Raw genomic sequence first — 19,147 nt, forward strand, 5'->3', positions numbered from 1 at the left:
TTCCCCTCAATCATCTTTAGGATTAAGCTTCCTCTTGCAGCTTCACCAGCGCTTGTTCTGCCAATAAAGCGAAGTACTTAGCAGCTGGCAATATCGCAGCTTCATCAACATCGAAACGAGGGTGATGTAAGGGATAGGCTGGACCTGATCCTATATTCACAAAAGCACCCGGTATCTGTTGTAAATAAAAAGAGAAATCTTCTCCACCCATCTGTGGAGGAATATCATGTACTTCATAGCCGAAATCTGAGGCGATCTCTTTGGTAAAGTCCGCCCATTCCCCATGATTTATCGTTGCGGGTGGACCTGGATGCCAGTGTAACTGGGCCTCTGCCCCAGCTCCCGCAGCAATCCCTTCGATAAGACGAGTCATTTGTATTGGAATATTGCGGCGAATCTCTTCATTGTAAGTTCTTACTGTACCTTCTAATTCGACTTTTTCCGGCAATACATTCCATGTGAAGCCTCCATTAATTCGGGTAACACTTAACACTACTGGTTCCGTGGTGCTGTTTTGGCGACTTACGATGGTTTGTAGTGCGGTAATGATCTGAGCCGCAGTTACAATCGTATCTACACCTTTTTCAGGATAAGCAGCATGAGCGCCGACACCTTTTATTGTAATTTCAAAACGGTCAACACCGGCTGTTAAAGCTCCTGTTCTTGTTCCAAAAGCTCCCGTTGGCAAGTCAGGTGAATTATGGAGACCAAATATAGCCGCCACATCCTGGAGTCCTCCCGAGGCTAAGACACTTTCCGCCCCATGCCCTGTTTCTTCCGCGGGTTGAAACAATACTCTAACCTTTCCAGGTAGTTCATTTTCACGAGCCTTTAATAATAATGCAGCACCTAAAATAGTAGCCGTGTGAAAATCGTGACCACAGGCATGCATCTTTCCTGGGATCTCTGAGGCAAAGGACAATTCAGTTTGTTCCTCTATGGGAAGTGCATCAATATCACAACGAATGGCCACTATGGGTCCGTGACCCTGCCCGATCTCTGCGATGAGTCCGGTTTGTAAAGGTAAGTCAAGGATGTGAATATTGGCTTGGGTCAGCCATTCCCGTAATTTTGTTGTGGTTTTAAACTCTTCATACGCTAATTCAGGCTCACGATGCAGGTTTCTGCGAACCTCTATTAATTGATTAGCTAAAGCTTGCTCAACCTCATTTAGTGGTTTCATAGGTGATGTCTCCCCTTTCGTTATGCTTCCAGCTTTTCTTCAATCCCTTTGATGCGATCAAGCGCAGTCGATAGACTGCTTAAAATATGATCTTGCATGGCTTTTTCAGCACCATCTTCATTTTTAGCAGCGATCATTTGTAAAATAAGATCATGTTCTTCATCCGCTTGTGTGTTCCAATCCCCATGCATAGAGACGAATCGACAATAACGAAGCGAATGATCTCTTAATTGATTCAGAACCTTCTCGAAGGTTTTTAGTTCGCTGATTTCTGACAAATAATCATGGAACTCAAATCCATATGTAACAAAATTCTGATTATCACCAAGCTGGAACGAGTGTTTCATTTTTGTAATCATCGTCGTTAAATTCACAATATCTTTCTCTGTGGCATGCTTAGCTGCACTTCTTGCAATATAGCCTTCAAGCATGCTGCGAATAAGAAATATTTCTTCAACCTCTTTAAGGGTTACTGAAGCTACCCGCAGTCTTCCATTTGGCTGTCGAACCAGAAAATCCTCGTTCTCCAGTCTCTGTATCGCCTCTCTAAGAGGTGTGCGGCTGACCCCGAGCAAGGCCGCCAAATTTTCTTCATTTACAGGTTGATTCGGTTCGAACTCGCTATCAATAATTTTTTGTTTTAATTCGTAGTAGGTATTATCCTTTGATAACCTTCGTGATCGTATCGCCATTTCTATACTGCTCCTCATCGATAATCTGTGGGGTCCGAATCCCAATAATATATTTGTATAATTGTATACAATTATTAGTTAAGAATGGATTGGTTAGTTACATTCCCTTCCATACCGTTCAAGCTTTTTTATACTATATTCCAATTATTCCACCTAGTCAAGTAGGAATTAAAAATCAATTTAATCCCCTCTTTTCAACACAAAAAAACCCTACAACCCTCAGGGGTTGTAGAGTTATTTTTGGATAAATAAATTTCAGAATTAGAAGGAAATAATCCCCGAGGTATGGAGTAGCACTAGGAACACTAGGATCGGCGCCACATAACGGAGCATAAACAGCCAAACACGGAACCAGCGCGCCTGTAGTCCAGCGGCTTCCGCTGCACCTTTCCAGAAATAACCGGCGAAGATGGTAATCAGCAGACCTCCAAGCGGCAGCATAATGTTAGAGGTGATAAAATCCAGCCCATCAAATAGAGATTTGCCACCAATCGTTAGCTCCGGGAACATCCCTAGTGACATCGCTAAAGGAATACTAAGAAGGAAACAGATCAGCGTCAAAATCCAAACCGAACGTTTCCGGCTCCAATTCCAGCGCTCCATTGTGAAGGATACAGGCACTTCAAGCAGCGATACAGCTGAGGTTAGAGCAGCAATCGCCAGCAAGATAAAGAACAAACCGCCGAAAAGCGCACCAAAAGGCATAGCCGAGAAAGCGGCTGGCAAAGCGATAAAAATCAGCGAAGGCCCCTGATCAGGAGCAATACCAAATGAGAACGTCGTCGGAAAAATAATCAAGCCTGCGATAAAAGCATATAACAAATCTCCTGCACCGATTGCGATTGCAGCGGTACCCAGCGATTGTTTTTTATCAACATAAGATCCGTAAGTCAGGAGAATCCCCATCCCGAGCGATAATGAAAAGAAGGCATGTCCCAATGCAACTAGCGCAGATTCCGCTGTCAACACTGAAAAGTCCGGTTTTAGGAAAAAAGATACCCCTGCGGATGCACCCGGTAAGGTTACTGCGCGAATCATTAACACTACAAGGAGTACGACCATACCAGGAATTAATACTTTGTTAAATTTCTCAATCCCGCCTGATACGCCAAGGATGACTACACCCGCCGTAATCAGAATGGCTATCCCCTGCCAAACGATCGGCATATATCCAGAGACAAACGAATTGAATTCGCCTGCATAATCAGTAGTGCTGAATAGTTGTCCATTAAAAGCAATCATCGAATAGTTCAGCGTCCAGCCAGCAACAATAATATAAAAGGAGAGAATTAGAAACGGCGCAAGTACCTGCAACATTCCAGCTGCAAACCAACTCTTCCCGCCTCCAGCCCGCATAAAAGAGGTCGCCGCGCTACCACGCCCGCTGCGTCCGATAGCCAGTTCTGCCAACAGCACCGGTAACCCTATCAGCACTAAACAGACGATGAAAAGCAGGAAAAAAGCTGCCCCCCCATTTTCTCCTGTAATATAAGGAAACTTCCACATATTCCCTAGCCCAACCGAGCTGCCGATGGCGGCAAAAATAAAGCCCGCGGAAGAGAAGCGTTCCTCCTTCTCCGAGAGAAGATTTTTGTTACCCTTCATTTGATTCATTATAACGCCCCGTTTTCTTTTTTAGACCTCATTATAGCTTAAGTAACAAAGCACGTCATATGGAAATTTTCTGACTATTTTTATAACCACTCGAATTCTCTGTTTGTAAACGCTTATATTATTTATTCAGCTCTTGAATCTCATTATATCCACTAATGTCGTGCCTCATTGCTTCAATGAAACGGATTGTCTAAATCCTGACAATATTTTTAACAAAAAAGGCTCCCACTAAGGGAGCCTTTTCTAAACATTATTTGCGGACAGAGAGAATGAACCTCTCAAGCTTAGCTGTATCGGTTATGCTCCGATTACATTCCTGATTATCCAGACATACGTATTGACCCACAGCAGAAATATTATCCGGCGAAACGTTCACATTCTTGGTCTTAACATAAAAGAATGCAAGCTCTTGATGCCGATTGCAGAACATGCAGTACCCTTTTTTGTGCGTTGGTGTGATTCTACCCTCAATACCAATGAACTGTCCTTCGTACGGATAGATAATGAATAATTTATTACTGGCAATATCTATCCAACTCAAATACGTTATGTTGCGATAGTCGATGAGTTGTAGATCAGGTACTTTCAGTTTCTTATTCTTAGGGAATAGCTTCTGAATCTGCTTCAGCGTAATCGTCGGATATGACTCTAGGTATGGTTCTAATTCACTAAGATATCTCTGGAAATCTTCTGCAGTTTCGAAGGTCGATATTTGTTCCAGCATCTGCTTGTGATTCTCCGTAAGAGAAGGAAATGCCTCAATAATGTTCGTAGCAGCACTATATCTTACAGTCTCCAAGACTCTACGATCCGCAACGGTTCGCAGGGTATGCAGAACAAATTTCGTTTGTTTCTTAATTAAGTTATATTGATGGTTTCTAATAAATGGTGTACACATCGCTTTTCAGCCCCTTATTTATATTAAAAGTTCATAAGGTGCAAAGCCCATTTATAGAAACGATAAAATTAAGTTGGGCGATATATCCATCCATCGCACCTCACGCAAAGTATCGCCCTATATTAGGCTTTGCGTGAGGAACTTCTAGCTAATGGGCATTTCAACATTAGCACTGTACCACCTCCGAGCATATTTCATGCCAAAAGTATAGCACCGTATTTTAGAAGGCGCAATTCATCTGGGAATGCTTATTTGCATGCCATACCTACAAAAAAAAGGGAGCTACATGGACTAGTCCAGTAACTCCCTCTTTTTTGACTATTCTTTTACTGCTCCGACTACAATCCCTGTCACAAAATAACGTTGCAGGAATGGATAAACCAACAATATTGGTAGCGCACTTATGAAAATCTGTGAAGCCCGTATGGTTCGTTGAGACAAGTTAGCTACAGCTGACGGATCAAGCTTGGACATATCTGCCTGAACGATAATGGTCTGCATAAACGTCGCCAGTGGCAGCTTATCCGAATCTCTGATATAGATTATACCGTCAAAGTAAGAGTTCCAATGGCCCACCATCATGAATAGGGAAACTGTTGCAATGACTGGTAAGGAGACTGGTAAATATATTTTCAAAAAGGTCTTAAAATGTCCTGCTCCATCAATAAAGGCTGCTTCCTCAAGGTCCTTAGGTACACCACGGAAGAAGTTCAGCAGCAAAATGATGTTAAATACGGCTACCAATCCAGGTAGGATAAGTGCCATCAAAGAATTCATCAGCCCGAGCTTTAGAATCAGGATATATCCCGGAATCAGACCCCCACTGAACAGCATGGTTACGACAAAATACCAAAGATAGATATTACGCGCCCGGAAAACTCTAGTTTCCTTAGAAAGAGCATAGGCTGCAACCGTATTTACTACCAGTGCAAGTGCTGTTCCTAGTATTGTCCGCTCTACCGACACCCACAGGGATGTAAGAAAATTAGTATTGTTAAAAGTTTTTGCATAGGCCTCCAAAGTGAAGCCAATTGGCCAAAAGGTGACCAACCCAGCATTGGCTGGGGCGGACGCACTAAGAGATACCATGAGTAAGTGATACAATGGCAGCAAGCAGAGCACCGAAAGGATAGTTAGGAGCACATTATTGAATATGCTAAATATTCGATATGGAAGGGTTTTATGGTACATTTGTTGTCATCCTTTCTAGAAAATTCTGTACCCTGCAAATCTATAGGCAAGTCGGTATGAAATAACGATTAGAATTAAACTAATTGCTGATTTAAAAAGATTAACTGCGGTCGCAAAGCTGAATTGTCCGCTGAGAAGACCTTCTCTATACACAAAGGTATCAATGATATCCCCTTGTTGATAGATCAAAGGACTATATAGGTTAAATACCTGGTCAAAGTTGGCGTTCAATACATTGCCCAGTGCCAAGGTCGCAATTACAATAGCAATTGGAATAAGTGCTGGTATGGTAATATACATCGTTTGCTTCCAGCGACCTGCCCCATCCACTTCAGCAGCTTCATAAAGTGATGGATTAATGCCGGATAGCGCAGCTAGGAAAATGATCGTGTTGAAACCAAATTCTTTCCAAACATCACTGGCTATGATGGTAAATCGGAACCAGTTGCCGTCCCCTAGAAAAAAGATCGGTTTTATGCCGAAAACGGACGAAATAAACTGATTCACGATCCCTGTTTGAGCTAGGATATCGATCAGAATTCCTGAAAGGGTAACCCATGACAAGAAATGCGGTAGATAGACGAGTGTTTGAATCGATCTTTTAAGGCCCATATTCCTTACCTCATTAAGCAACAAGGCGAATATAAAAGGAATAATCAGGTTCAAAACAATCTTGGAGCAAGCAAAAAACAGTGTATTCCAGGTAATTTGCAGGAAGTAATCGTTCTCCCACATGTACCTAAAATGCTTAAGTCCGACCCATTCGGAATCAAAAAATCCTAATGCAGGCTTATAATCCTGAAATGCCATGAGTATTCCTGACATGGGGATATAAGAAAAAATAAAAACCATAATTGCCGCCGGTAATACCATGAAGTGGAGCACCCATGGTTGTTTATAGCCTTTTTTTCTTTTTCTTTTTATACTTGGTTTATTTTCCAGGCCTACCTGCTGTATTGAATTAGCCTCCATAGCTCTCTCCTGTTCCCAAAAAAAATATTTTGTGTGTGATGGGGATCTCTGCTATAAATAGTATCAGGCGTTTCTCAGGTTTGACTATATAACATTGTTAGGCTTGATATGGTTTTATTAGGACATCATCTGGAGGGTACATTTATGAATATTTGGAAGCGCTTTACATCCTTGAGAGAATTAACACAATCCCGGTTTAGTTTGTTTGCCAAAATAAACTGCCTGATCATACTCTTATTCATCCCCATCATTATCATGTATACCTTTTCAAATAACGTCACATACGATGTTGTAAGCAAAGAGCTGCAGGTGTCCAATACGAAGCAGCTCACTTTTCTGTCCAGTCAAATTGATTCGCGTATTAATCAGATGATGGACTTCACCCTTATCCTTTCTAGAGATCCCAATGTCAGAGCCTTCAACGGATTAAACATTTGGGCTGATCGATATGATCAGATGCAGACCCGGTATGTCATTCAGGAAAAGATGGTGCTTCAATCTGGGGTTGCAGATATTTGGCCTGCCAGATATGCCGTACATTCACAGCAAAATAAAGATGTCATCTCCAACTACAATCGAGCATTTGGGTATGATGAGGATTACTTAAAAAGAAATATGAGTGGAAAATGGACGTATGGCGATCACAGCTTGGAATCTAAAGACGAGTTAAAATCCTTCTACTGGTTCTATACAGATTCCTTAGCTCAGCCGGGGATGTTGACGGGAAGCAACTTGGTGATTGAGGCCAGCTTCAGTTATGAGAATATTCAGAACATGCTGGATACGTACAAGGAAGGTGGACAAGGTGATCCTTTTCTCTATCATAAAGGGAACTCGCCAATTCTGAATCGCAGTGCGGACAAGCAGCTATCTGAAGAACTCATTCGTTACCTGGATAAACACTCACCTGAGAATACTACCCAGGATGTAGTCAAACTCAATGGCAAGAACTACTTGGTCAGCTCTGTGAAGTCCTCCTATTTGGATTGGAATTTAATAGATGTTGTCCCTCTATATCAAATTCTAAAACCCATTTCGCTCAGTCAGGATTTGTTCTATATCTCGATGATTTTGCTGTTTGTTATGGGAATTTCCGCTTCCATATTACTATACAGAAATGTTCAATATCCTATCAAAAAGCTAATTAAAGGCTTACGGCGCGTGCAGCGTGGAGATTATTCTGTACGTCTTCATAATGAAGGCCGGAACGAGTTTTCGTTTCTATTCCATCGCTTTAATGATATGTCCCATCAAATTCAAGACCTGATAGAGAATGTGTTCAATGAGAAAATCCGTGCCCGCGAAGCTACACTTAAGCAACTGCAGGCGCAAATCAATCCGCATTTTCTCTATAACTGCCTTGGTTATATTATCAATATGGCCCAAATGAAGGATGAGGACGCTGTCGTCTCCATGGCTTATAATTTAAGTGCTTACTACCGTTATACTACCCGAATGGAACGGGAAACCGCGTCACTGGATGAAGAAATCAAGCTGCTCGTCAACTATTTGGATATTCAAAAGCTGCGCAATGCCAGAATTGATTATCATATCGAAATCCCTGAGAACATGTTAAGCCAGTCTGTGCCACGTCTAATGCTACAACCTATTGTGGAGAATTCAGTCATTCACGGAGTGGCAAAATCGTATTCTTCGGGTGAGATCAGCATTAGTGGTGAGATTTCGAACGGCTTCTGCAAGATCTACATTGATGACGACGGACCTGGCTTGAATCCGGAGCAGCTGGAAGCTTTGAATCGTAAAATGCAGGAGCCATTGCAGGAAGAAATGGGCTGCGGGCTCTGGAATACGAATCAGCGGATCATGCACCTGTTCGGTAATCAATCCTGTCTAACCTTTAAACCATCCCCTCTTGGAGGTTTCCGAACAGAGATTATCTGGGAAATCCCTACGGAGGATGAATATTCTAAATTTAAGAATCATCAAGGAGAATAACAACATGCAAATGATTATAGTAGACGATGAAGCACACTGGGTAGATAATCTTGCCATGACTAAACCCTGGCATACGCTAGGCATTGAACAGGTGCATAAAGCGTATTCAGCACGTGAAGCGCTACAAATTATCGATACAAACCCTATTGATATTGTGATCTCGGATATCCAAATGCCCGAAATGACGGGAATTGAATTAATAGAGCGGATAAGAAAACGTGATAAAAAGATCAAATGTATTATTTTATCAGGCCATTCGGAGTTCGATTACGCCAAAAAAGCACTTCAGCATAATGCCGTCGATTACTTGCTTAAGCCACCTACCGATGATGAAATTATCGGTGCAGTCAAAACTGCCATCGAGCAATTGAACACAGAATGGGAACTTATCAGTTCGCTTAAACGAACCCAGTTTACCCTACGGGAAAATCTGCCGCTTTTACGTGGTCAACTGCTGCTTGATGCCTTGCAAGGTCATCAATTTCAAGCTGGCGAATGGGAACGGAAGCTCGTAACTTATGATTTGCCCTTCCATTCTGGCGATTGCGCTTTGATGCTTGTACGCATGGAAGAAGAATTTAGCCATTATAACAATAATGATCAAACCTTAATTGAATATGCCATCATCAATATGGCTGAAGAGATTATGGGTGAGTTTATGCAGGTCTGGGGCGTTAAAGAGGAACATGGATATCTTGTGTTTCTGCTTCAGCTTAAAGAGAAAGGATCCGACATCGGCAAAGAAACCATCCTAGAAAAGCTTTCTTTACAGCTTCAGTATAAGGTTAAGCAATTTCTGAAAGGTTCCCTGTCCATAGTAATCACTGAATGGTTCCAGTTTCCCGAGAAGGTGTCGAGCCGTTTCCGTCAGGCTACAGCTTATTTCCGGCAGATCGTGGGAGACGAGCGCGAATTCGTAATGCGGGTCAGCGAATTTGAACCTTCCACTACCCAAGGACCTTTGGATGCCCTTTACACCCCGCCGACACTAATTCACCTGCTTGAAAGTGGGCATTGGGATGCTGCGGAAGAGAAACTACTCGCTGTCTGCGCGGAGCTGGATGAGAAATGGTCTGAATCGTGGGAGCATTGCATGGAGGCCGGTTTTTTAATCACTGCATCCTTCACGAATCTCGCACACCGAAATGGGCATACTCTAGCTAACTTAGTGGGAGACGATCTCGGTTGGTTGCAAAGCGGTGAAGCGTTCTCGACCATCGGTAAACTTAGAAAATGGTCCCTCAGCATTCTGAGCAAATTGAAAGAAGGAACGTCTAACGAAATTAAAGACATCAGGTCTGAATATGTGAAAAAGATTCAAGATTTCACAGACAAAAACCTGCATTTAGATGTTTCATTACGGGTTCTGGCTGACCATGTAAACCTCCATCCGACTCATTTATCAAAAATTTATAAGATTGAAACGGGTGAAGGAATAAGCGATTATATCTCGCGCCTGCGCATGGATCGCGCCTGCCATAAGCTGAAGACTACCTCTAAAAAAGTTTATGAAATCAGCATGGAGATTGGCTATATGGACCCTGCTTATTTTATAAAAGTGTTCAAACGACAGTTCGGAGTAACGCCGCAGGAATATCGAGACAATAATAAATAGCATGATAGAGTCCTATCGAAACTAAAAATCTCATATAGATGCCATCCCCGACTAGTTGTTAAAGTTACACTTGTAAAGATCATACACAGTAGGGGGAATTAAAGAATGATCAAGTTCAAAAAAATGTGGTCGTTGTTAACGGTCACAGCACTTATCACACTCACAGCCTGTGGCAGTGGTGGCGGAAATAATGAAAACGCCAAACAAAACAATACCACATCGTCTGAGACTAGTTTATCTGAAGCAGATGCTGCTTTTGAAAAAGGTAAATACGATCCACCCATCGAGTTCAGTTCGGTATTGATGCCGAAGAAATATGTTCAAGGTGATACCAAAGAAAACAATGTTCACGATCGCTGGATGCTGGAAACACTGGGCATGAAGCATAAAGATACTTGGTATCCTGCCAATGACGATCAATACAGACAAAAGCTTCAGCTTGCCATTGCTTCTGGCGAAAAGCTGCCTGACTTCGTTTCTGTACCAACCAATGCAGTATTGACCAATCAACTGATTGATTCCGGTCAGTTCATTGCTATCGATGAGTTGTTCGACAAATATGCTAATAAAATTCTAAAAGATCATGCTGCAGCACACCCAGAACTTTGGTATCCATTCACAAAAGACGGTAAGAAATACAATATGCCGATCCTTGAATATACTGATAATGACGATACTCTTCTCTGGTTACGTGAAGATTGGATGGAAAAGCTGAACCTTCAGGCTCCAAAAACAATTGCCGATCTTGAGAATATCATGGACAAATTTAAGAACGAAAACCCTGATGGTCTAGCACCTAAAGATGTTTTCCCACTTGCGATTTCTTTGAAAAATAATACAAACACCTGGATGGGCCAACTCGACTGGTTATTCGGTGCTTACGGTACGATTGAGGAACAATGGAATAAAGATGCCGACGGCAATCTGGAATACGGTTCCATTAACCCTGGTGCTAAACAAGCCCTTGCTAAGCTTAGTGAGTGGATGGACAAAGGTTATATTCACACAGACTCTGCACTTTGGGATGAAGGTAAATCTGCTGAAAGCTGGACAAAAGGCGCCGCAGGTATTCTACCAGGGGCAAACTGGGTTCCAGACTGGCCGGCTCCCGATCTTATGAAAAATGTACCTGGAGCGAAGATCAAAGCTTATCCGGTTCCAGCAGGTCCAGACGGACTCATCGGTACCAAATGGCAGAACTCTGGGGTAAACGCTAGTATCATGATTAACAAAGATGCTAAGCACCCTGAAGCAATTTTCTTATACTACAACTACTTGCTTGATAACCTAGCTAATCCAGCAGCTGGTAGTGAATTTGAATACGGCTTTGCTAAAGGCTACGATTGGGACATGATTGATGGAAAGCCTACTAGTGATAAAGAGAAGATTAAAGACTTCTCCAATGAGTTTCCTTTCTTAACTGGACCGGCTCGTATTCCTGATCTGTTCATGAAGACATTGGTTAAACTTGCTGATGGTGAAACCCCTGTAACTCCTTATGAAAAACAAATGGCTGAGTTCCGTAAACCGGAAAACTGGGCCGCTGCAAAAGTTGTTATGTCACAAATAGACATTCGTAGACAGAACTATTTCACTGGCGCTGCGACACCAACGATGGTATCCAAATGGAATCTGCTTCGTCAATCCGAAATGGAAACCTTCAACAAAATCATTTACGGTAAGCTACCTGTAGATGCCTTTGACTCCTTTGTTTCCAACTGGAAAGCAAATGGTGGTGATCAAATCACCAAAGAAGTTAACGAATGGTTCAAGTCTGTATCCACCAAATAGACTAAAGTAAATAAAAACAAGCCAGAGCGTGATCCTTTCGCTCAGGCTTGTTTTTTTATGAATTCCTATTAACTTTCGCTCGCTAGAATCCCTTTCAAATACCCCGTCAACTCTTTTGCCGCTTGTTCATGAGCTAATGCTCCCGGATGACTTCTTGCCCCTATGGTCTCACCCGTCATATTTGGAAGCTGCAATACAGAAACCTGCTTGTCCCCTGTTTTCTTGCTATAAACATCGACCGCCCGGTAGATCGCTGGCATCATCGGGATACCAAGCATCCCATATGCCCATACGAGATGTGCATGTTGATTATTTTTTCTAAGCTTCAGCAGAAATTTCTCAGCGGCATCGACAAAAGCTTGTATATCATCCTCATGATAGGTCCCGTCTTCATTTAAGCGTTGTTTATGGCTCTCCCCTGTTACCTCATCTTTCCATTCTGGCGATTGAAAGGCGCCCCCATCATTTGTTCCTAGATTAACTACCACAACATCTGGCTGCCAGGTTTCAAAAGAATGTTCTTGAAAAGCTCCTAAAGCTTCGTTTTTTGCTCCAGTTAGAAGACCACAAACCTGCTCATAACAATCAGGGATATTACCGTGCGGATTATTATCCCAGCTAGTAAGGACTCCCCAGCCACTTTGAGAAATAACTCTATATTCTGCATTTAAAGCATCTGCTGTCATTCTGGTATAGTTGTTGATGGCGCTAAACCACATTGGAATCCAATCTTCTTCAGCCTTGGCACCTATACTTCCTTCTCCGGATGTGATGCTGTCACCTATGAACTCTATCTTGTGGGGTTTGTCCGCAACCGGCAGGAATTTTCCATCCATCTTCACCGCATGTATCTGCAAAGAGCAGCCAGGATCTCCACTCATTGCCTGCACATCTTTTACAATACGAATATTGTTGACAACACGATCATTCATGCCTCTAAATACACAAATCCAATACCTGCCTGCTACTAACATTTGTCTGCTAACAGGAACGGAATTGATCAGGATGCTAATCCAGGGTTCATAAACATCATAATCTGCTTCTACTTCAAGCCATAGCTCAGAACTTTTAACATTTAATTCGACCGCACTGCCTGTCCAAAATAACGTTAGTGGAGAAAGTGACCCTGTTGTTCTGCCGTGAATTTTCAGATGTTCGATATCAGCTAATGTATGTACCTTTAAGTTTGTATTCTGCTTCATAAAATCCCTCCTAATTTACCGCTAGAATCCTAATCTATACTTCTACTTCACTACTTCTTCAATACTATCTTATAATCCTTTTCCAAATAGCATATACTCTTCCTCTGGTACAATAGAATTAAATGAGGTCATGAACAAAGGTGGGATTGAAGTTGAAAGTTATACCTAACTGTATCACACTTGGCAGAATTTTTTTGGCAATAATGCTGTTATTCTTCGAGCCGCTAAGTTCGGCCTTTCTTGCAATTTATATCCTTTGCGGAGTCACCGATCTGATAGATGGTCCAATTGCCCGAAAATCAGGCACAACAAGTAATCTCGGAGCAAAGCTGGATTCTGCTGCCGACACGATACTAATCGGGATCTGCTTATTTACTTTGTATCCGTATCTGGGTCTTACCCTCGACTTCATCCTATGGATCTTCTTGATCGCGGCCATCCGCATAACATCGACAGGGATTGCCCTCCGCAGATTCAAAACTTACGCAAGTATCCATACCTACGGCAATAAACTCACCGGGCTTCTCTTATTTGTAACTCCTATATGGCTTTCCCATAGTAACCCCACCATTTGGACAACCATTGTCTGTATAGTTGCAACCTTATCCGCCGTGGAAGAATTGATGATTCAAATCACATCCACTCAATTACAGCTGGACAGAAAAGGATGGTTTTACAACCCTCCTAATCAGGAATAATGAAAGACACCGTAGTTCCCACCCCAGGAATACTTTGAATCTTCAAGCCTTGTCCATATAATTGTGTTAATCTCCGATCTGTATTAAGGAGCCCAATTCCTTGATCCTTAAGACTTTTTGGTTGCAATAACTTACTGACTTGAGCTTCATCCATTCCAATCCCCGTATCAGCAATGATAAAATGAACAGCCTCCGCATGTGTCTCGATGTGAATACGCAAGGTTCCACCTTTTGCCCGACTTAAGATCCCATGCCGGACGGCGTTCTCGACCAGTGGCTGAATGGTCAGCGGAGGAATTAGAAGCTGTAGATTCGCGTCTACCTCCCATTCAACCTGCAGCCTCTCCTCAAAACGCTGCTGCTGGATATATACATAATTCTCGACCAGCTCCAGCTCTTGCGACAGTGAAACAAGTTTGCCTGCATTTAAGAAGTCAAAGCTGATCCGCAGATAAGTAGTGAATGCATCTGAAAGATCTTTCATTTTGACAGTGTCAAAATCACTCAAGGACATAATCGAATTTAATGTATTAAAGAGAAAATGTGGATGGATCTGCGCTTGTAAATAAGCAGCCTCCATTCTCAAACGATCATTGACTGCTTGCTTCATAAAAGTGAGCGACGAAGCACGATACTTCAATTCCATGGCATCTACTGGCTTGGTTACATAGTCATTAGCGCCAGCCAAGAAACCTGCATAGACATCCTCCTGCTCACTGCGAGCGGTCAATAGAATAATAGGAAGTTCATACATCGTGAACCGCTCGCGTATCAATCTTGTCAATTCATATCCAGACATGCCCGGCATCATCACATCAGCGATAACCAAATCGAACTGCTCATGATGCAACATATCCAGCGCCTCACGGGCTGAAGTCGTTGTATCAATCCGATAGGCTCCATCTGATAAAATATTTTGCAGAACTTTTAAATTGACCGAATCATCATCAACCGCTAGCACATGTATGATGTCAGCGTCTGTATCGAGCTTCGAGAGTGCCTCTACTTCCTTTGTGTTATAGGTGGCAGCCACCATAGCTGATTTCTCCGCAGTTATCCACATGCTGAATGGTGACAATGGATCCGAATCTTTTTCAGTATGAACATCTGGAATAGATGACTGCAGACTCCCTTTGGCTACAGGTAATTTAAAGCTGAACTTACTTCCCTGACCCGGCTGCGATTGCAGCAATAATTCACTGCCATGCAGTTCGACCAGCTCCTTACAGATACTAAGCCCCAGCCCAATGCCGCCTTGACCGTAAGCCCCTTGTTCATAGCGCATAAAAACACGCTTTTTCAAAGCTTCATCCATACCTACTCCTGTATCCGTAACATGTATCCATACATCCCCACCCACTTGTTCTGCGGCCAGTTCAACACTTCCCTGTTCGGTGTACTTTAGTGCGTTATGAACTAAATTAATCAGAATCTGCACCAATCGCTCCTCATCAGCATAAACACGAGGCAGATTCTCATCTATAGACATTCGAAGCTCCACCTTCGTCCCACCGGTTAAGAAACGTAACATATCCAGTACACCTTCAGCCAATGACCTCACTTGCAACGCCTTTATATTCATCACAATCCGCTTATCCTGCAATCGCACAACATCAAGCAAGTCATTCAGCATAAGCGACATCCGGCGACTGACCATAATTAGCAATTCCATGTCACGCTGGCTCTCTTCATCCAGCACATGTTTTTTTCTTGTTAACACACTTTGGGCAATATTCATAATCCCATGCAGTGGAGTGCGCAGCTCATGTGACGTATTGGCTAGAAAACGGTCCTTTAATTTATTGGATTCCGCCAATTGAGCGTTCAGTAACACATTTTGATGGGATTGATGAAAATATCTCCTAAACCAATAGGCGGAAAATGCGGCAAGGGCAGCAATTAAATCTACGGGATAAAACATAAATTGTGAGCTACCGGCATAGTAGACAGCCCCCCACAACATATTATTTAGTACTGCTAACACTGAAAACAATAAAAATAGAGCACCTTCAGCTCGTAAGGCTACCATCTTCCAAAAATAATATACCGTCCAACACACTGGAACGTAATACAGGATCATGTAATACCCTTTTCCGATGATATATAACACTGCCTCTTCAGGACCTACAATAATAAATAAAGTAAAAATGAGAACTGACAGGATGTAACTATAAAACGCCTTGCCTTTCCGTCGATTCCCCAATAGTTCTCTTCCCATCAATAAAAGGAATAAACAAAACCCTATATACGAAAGAACCTTTAACCTCAGCATCCAGGCAAAATCAACATGAAGAAACCTGAACAACAGTCCATTATGTTCAACCCCAATGGATACAGCCGCAGCGACCATCATTAGGAAAAAAATAATCAGCTCTGTTTTTCGTACATCCATCAGATAGATAATCAATAAATACAACCCATGTAGAAGAAGCATGACCCCTACGACTAGCTGCAAGCCAATGGAATTCCAGTATATAGTGTCTACCCCATGTTGAATGCCAAACTCCACGGACCGAATTATGCCCCCTTTTAGTGGAGACTCATAGTTTGACGTCCGAACAAACAGATCCAGATGCTTCTGATCTGTAGGTGTATAACTGATTAAGAATGCTTTCGTCACATAAACATGCTCTTCCTTCTCGTCAGATAACACTCCAAACCGTGAGAGAATTGTTCCATTAATCTCCACTTCAGAAGAAGTATAGATGGATTGGAACCAAAAGCTAAGTGGCTCAGACAAGGGACGATCTAGCAGAATCCGCAAATGATAAGTTCCGTATCCATACGCCTTCTTTTGCTCAGCAGAATTGAATACAGAATTCCAGTTACCCGGCACCTGAAGCATCTGGCCTTTTAAAACACTATCCATATTGGCGGCGTTCACCCATTGTTCAGGATAAAACTCCCATTCTCCATCCAATGGAAAGGAGCTTAGTGATTCAAGGTCTACTCCCCGCAAATCGAGCACACCTTGCTCCACAACAGGAGGATTAGACAGATTAAAATGATTGTACCAGCTCCAGCGTATTGCAATCAGCAGGCAGATAAATACTACTATGTACAACATATGACTTAACTTAATTTTATTCTCCGAAGTTCTCATAGACTCCTCATTCGTCAATAGTATTTAATAGTGCTATATCCCTATCTCCAACTTTGAGCAATACAGTATGATTATACTATATTAAGAGGCCTATAGACGTATGTAATCCTATGTTCAGAGGAAAAAAATCAACCATCCCATAGAGCAGATGGTCGATTCTTTTATTGCGATTTATTGATTAGAGCAGATCGCATCGCGGCGAACTTACTAGGCATTACTCCCACATTTGTTTTGAACGTCCGACTGAACAGACTCATCCTTAACGCTCCTTCCAATGTGGGATTCGATGGGGTTAGATTTCCAGTGATGAGAATACTTTATCGAAGCCTGCTTTGGAACGAGAAAATAGTTCAGATGAACTTTGTGATGAAGCTGGCGCTAGCACTTCTTGAGCGATAACGCCCTTGTATCCGATCTTTTTCAAGCTTCCCAAGAATCCAGTAAGATCAATGGATCCTTCCCCTGGATACAATCGATCGGAATCTAGCAATTCCTCTATCAGCAGAGGTTTAGCATCATTAATATGGACATACGCAATTTGATGCGGTTGTAATTTCAGCAGGTCCTCACTCGTTAATCCATTCGTATGCCAATGATAGGAATCCAGTAACAAACCGATATTTCTCACTTGAATTGTATCCATCCAGTCCAACGTATCTTGCATCGTCCAGATTAGCGGATTTGCCCATTGTGTACGTAAGTGATGAGGACCAACGAACTCTAAGGCTAGCGAAATACCATAGGCGCCTAATATTTCTGCACATAGTCTTAAACGTCTAGTGGCTGCAATCATGAACGGTGCGACCGGAAGATCTGTCGAAGGCAAAATATAGGTACAGCATGTGGTGCAATTTAATGCAGCAGCGGCCTCAGCCATCAGCGTAAGCGATTTCAGACTTTCCCTAAAGCTTTCCTCTGTCGTGCGCCAATCTACCTCTAAACCAAATGATCCTAGCATGATGCCATGACTTTCCAGTAATTGGACAGCCCCATCCTTGCCATACTGCTGTACCAACTCTAATGGATTGACGTCTATGGCCTGAAACCCGAATTGGCTCGCAAGTCTGATATATTCTTCATTAGAAGCAATTTCTCCCAATCCCGCTGTTGTTAATCCTCTTATCATCGTCGTTCTCCCCCTTTATGACCAATCAAACAGTACGCCATTGTACTGATCTTTGTTGGTTCTTAATCCCTCATAGGCTTCGCTAGCTTGCTCCGGCTTGATGACATGGCTAATCAAAGGTTCGATGTGCAGCTTCTGTTGTTGCATAAGCTCGAAGACAATGCCAGAATTACGCACCAAGGAATGTTTCACAAACGAATTAGGCTCTGTTGGATAACGCCATTCGTGAGCGCCTTTAAATGTAATGCATCCCCGGTTATACAGATGGCAGTAATTAAGCACATCCGTAATATCTGTATTGTATTCTCCACGCGGGCTGCCCAAAAAGATGATTTCTCCCTGTGAGCCGATGTATTGAAGACTATCAACCCCAACTTTGGAAACACCGGTTGCCTCAATATGACTGGAAACACCCTTGCCCTTAGTTAACGTCATAATCTGCTCTTTTACCAATCCTTCGCCACTGTCCAGGGTGTAATCCACACCGCATTGACGCGCGGTCCGCAGCCGTTCTTTGGACAAATCCATACCAATTACCGTAGCCCCCTGCAAACGCGCCAATTGAGCTGCAAGATTGCCTACCAATCCAAGACCTGTCACACTCACTTTGTCTCCAAGTTCGATATCCGACACACGTATCGATGTAAAAGCTACCGTAGCCATCCGGGTAAACGGTACCCATTTCAAGTCTAGCGCATCCGGCACTCGAATGAAAACATCCCTAGCTTCAACCACTTGATATTCGCAATGAGTTCCGTAATGAAAAACCACATCGCCCGCTTGAAATTCCTGAACACCTTTACCACATTCTACGATACGACTGACGCTTGCATAACCTGGACACAGCGGGAGTTTTGCCCAATCCTCTTTGCCAGATAACATTGCCATCTCCGTTCCCGGACTAATCAGCGAATAAATCAATTTTACGAGTACCTCATGGTCACCTAAAGCCTTAAGTACAAGCTCCTCTTCAACCGTTTCCACATGGTGTGGGCTCATAAACATTATCTTTCTATTTTTCATCCTCATTACCTCCCATGATCCTCAAACTTTCTATTTAAATGTATGCGTTTTTACACATCATGTCTTTGACTGCAAAAATGTTT

Annotated in this window: 14 protein-coding genes; 4 read left to right on the forward strand and 10 right to left on the reverse strand. The window is 42.6% G+C overall.

What is annotated here, in order from left to right:
• Positions 1-22: 22 nt before the first annotated feature.
• The 6 genes from MKY14_RS10040 to MKY14_RS10065 all read right to left on the reverse strand — a co-directional run bounded on the left by MKY14_RS10040 (position 23) and on the right by MKY14_RS10065 (position 6,550).
• Complete coding sequence (locus tag MKY14_RS10040) at positions 23-1,183, reverse strand: amidohydrolase (protein WP_076127150.1); 1,161 nt, start codon at positions 1,181-1,183, stop codon at positions 23-25.
• Positions 1,184-1,203: 20 nt separating this feature from the next.
• Positions 1,204-1,875, reverse strand: coding sequence for a GntR family transcriptional regulator (locus MKY14_RS10045; protein ID WP_052097124.1), 672 nt, complete (start codon positions 1,873-1,875; stop codon positions 1,204-1,206).
• A 261-nt stretch (positions 1,876-2,136) separates the two neighbouring features.
• Positions 2,137-3,489, reverse strand: a complete 1,353-nt coding sequence (locus MKY14_RS10050) for a sodium-dependent transporter (protein WP_076127152.1) — start codon at positions 3,487-3,489, stop codon at positions 2,137-2,139.
• Positions 3,490-3,739: 250 nt separating this feature from the next.
• Positions 3,740-4,387 (reverse strand): FusB/FusC family EF-G-binding protein, encoded by a 648-nt coding sequence (locus tag MKY14_RS10055; protein ID WP_036688678.1) that lies wholly within the window; start codon positions 4,385-4,387, stop codon positions 3,740-3,742.
• A gap of 318 nt (positions 4,388-4,705) precedes the next feature.
• A complete protein-coding gene (locus MKY14_RS10060) occupies positions 4,706-5,578 on the reverse strand; it encodes a carbohydrate ABC transporter permease (RefSeq protein WP_036688680.1) in 873 nt (290 codons plus the stop codon).
• A gap of 15 nt (positions 5,579-5,593) precedes the next feature.
• Entirely contained in the window at positions 5,594-6,550 is a 957-nt protein-coding gene (locus tag MKY14_RS10065) for an ABC transporter permease (protein WP_036688682.1), read from the reverse strand.
• A gap of 144 nt (positions 6,551-6,694) precedes the next feature.
• On the opposite strand from MKY14_RS10065, the gene MKY14_RS10070 reads away from it, so the two are divergent.
• From MKY14_RS10070 to MKY14_RS10080, 3 genes are all read left to right on the forward strand, one after another.
• Positions 6,695-8,506, forward strand: coding sequence for a sensor histidine kinase (locus MKY14_RS10070; protein ID WP_036688684.1), 1,812 nt, complete (start codon positions 6,695-6,697; stop codon positions 8,504-8,506).
• Positions 8,507-8,510: 4 nt separating this feature from the next.
• Positions 8,511-10,121, forward strand: a complete 1,611-nt coding sequence (locus MKY14_RS10075) for a response regulator transcription factor (RefSeq protein ID WP_076307701.1) — start codon at positions 8,511-8,513, stop codon at positions 10,119-10,121.
• A 105-nt stretch (positions 10,122-10,226) separates the two neighbouring features.
• A complete protein-coding gene (locus MKY14_RS10080) occupies positions 10,227-11,912 on the forward strand; it encodes an ABC transporter substrate-binding protein (protein WP_076127158.1) in 1,686 nt (561 codons plus the stop codon).
• Between the two features lie 68 nt (positions 11,913-11,980).
• Here the strand turns inward: MKY14_RS10080 and MKY14_RS10085 are convergent, their stop codons facing one another.
• Positions 11,981-13,114, reverse strand: coding sequence for an SGNH/GDSL hydrolase family protein (locus MKY14_RS10085; protein WP_340976399.1), 1,134 nt, complete (start codon positions 13,112-13,114; stop codon positions 11,981-11,983).
• Positions 13,115-13,266: 152 nt separating this feature from the next.
• On the opposite strand from MKY14_RS10085, the gene MKY14_RS10090 reads away from it, so the two are divergent.
• Complete coding sequence (locus MKY14_RS10090; RefSeq protein ID WP_076307699.1) at positions 13,267-13,812, forward strand: CDP-alcohol phosphatidyltransferase family protein; 546 nt, start codon at positions 13,267-13,269, stop codon at positions 13,810-13,812.
• On the opposite strand, the gene MKY14_RS10095 is transcribed toward MKY14_RS10090, so the two are convergent.
• The 3 genes from MKY14_RS10095 to MKY14_RS10105 all read right to left on the reverse strand — a co-directional run bounded on the left by MKY14_RS10095 (position 13,799) and on the right by MKY14_RS10105 (position 19,064).
• The gene (locus MKY14_RS10095; protein WP_340976400.1) at positions 13,799-16,915 is read right to left on the reverse strand and encodes an ATP-binding response regulator; all 3,117 of its coding nucleotides are present in this window, start codon (positions 16,913-16,915) and stop codon (positions 13,799-13,801) included. The two genes, MKY14_RS10090 and MKY14_RS10095, sit on opposite strands and share 14 nt — an antisense overlap.
• Before the next feature lie 292 nt (positions 16,916-17,207).
• Positions 17,208-18,041, reverse strand: a complete 834-nt coding sequence (locus tag MKY14_RS10100) for a sugar phosphate isomerase/epimerase family protein (RefSeq protein ID WP_076127166.1) — start codon at positions 18,039-18,041, stop codon at positions 17,208-17,210.
• A 15-nt stretch (positions 18,042-18,056) separates the two neighbouring features.
• On the reverse strand, positions 18,057-19,064 hold the full coding sequence (locus tag MKY14_RS10105; protein ID WP_076127168.1) for a zinc-dependent alcohol dehydrogenase: 1,008 nt from the start codon (positions 19,062-19,064) through the stop codon (positions 18,057-18,059).
• Positions 19,065-19,147: the final 83 nt, after the last annotated feature.

This window comes from Paenibacillus sp. FSL R5-0887 (genome assembly GCF_038002305.1).
Classification (GTDB): Bacteria; Bacillota; Bacilli; order Paenibacillales; family Paenibacillaceae; genus Paenibacillus_AQ; species Paenibacillus_AQ odorifer.

Coding starts and splice junctions, on each gene's coding strand:
- MKY14_RS10080 (WP_076127158.1), top strand. CDS start 10,227: ATGATCAAGTTCAAAAAAATGTGGTCGTTGTTAACGGTCACAGCACTT.
- MKY14_RS10050 (WP_076127152.1), bottom strand. CDS start 3,489: ATGAATCAAATGAAGGGTAACAAAAATCTTCTCTCGGAGAAGGAGGAA.
- MKY14_RS10045 (WP_052097124.1), bottom strand. CDS start 1,875: ATGGCGATACGATCACGAAGGTTATCAAAGGATAATACCTACTACGAA.
- MKY14_RS10055 (WP_036688678.1), bottom strand. CDS start 4,387: ATGTGTACACCATTTATTAGAAACCATCAATATAACTTAATTAAGAAA.
- MKY14_RS10095 (WP_340976400.1), bottom strand. CDS start 16,915: ATGAGAACTTCGGAGAATAAAATTAAGTTAAGTCATATGTTGTACATA.
- MKY14_RS10060 (WP_036688680.1), bottom strand. CDS start 5,578: ATGTACCATAAAACCCTTCCATATCGAATATTTAGCATATTCAATAAT.
- MKY14_RS10040 (WP_076127150.1), bottom strand. CDS start 1,183: ATGAAACCACTAAATGAGGTTGAGCAAGCTTTAGCTAATCAATTAATA.
- MKY14_RS10070 (WP_036688684.1), top strand. CDS start 6,695: ATGAATATTTGGAAGCGCTTTACATCCTTGAGAGAATTAACACAATCC.
- MKY14_RS10075 (WP_076307701.1), top strand. CDS start 8,511: ATGCAAATGATTATAGTAGACGATGAAGCACACTGGGTAGATAATCTT.
- MKY14_RS10065 (WP_036688682.1), bottom strand. CDS start 6,550: ATGGAGGCTAATTCAATACAGCAGGTAGGCCTGGAAAATAAACCAAGT.
- MKY14_RS10105 (WP_076127168.1), bottom strand. CDS start 19,064: ATGAAAAATAGAAAGATAATGTTTATGAGCCCACACCATGTGGAAACG.
- MKY14_RS10100 (WP_076127166.1), bottom strand. CDS start 18,041: ATGATAAGAGGATTAACAACAGCGGGATTGGGAGAAATTGCTTCTAAT.
- MKY14_RS10085 (WP_340976399.1), bottom strand. CDS start 13,114: ATGAAGCAGAATACAAACTTAAAGGTACATACATTAGCTGATATCGAA.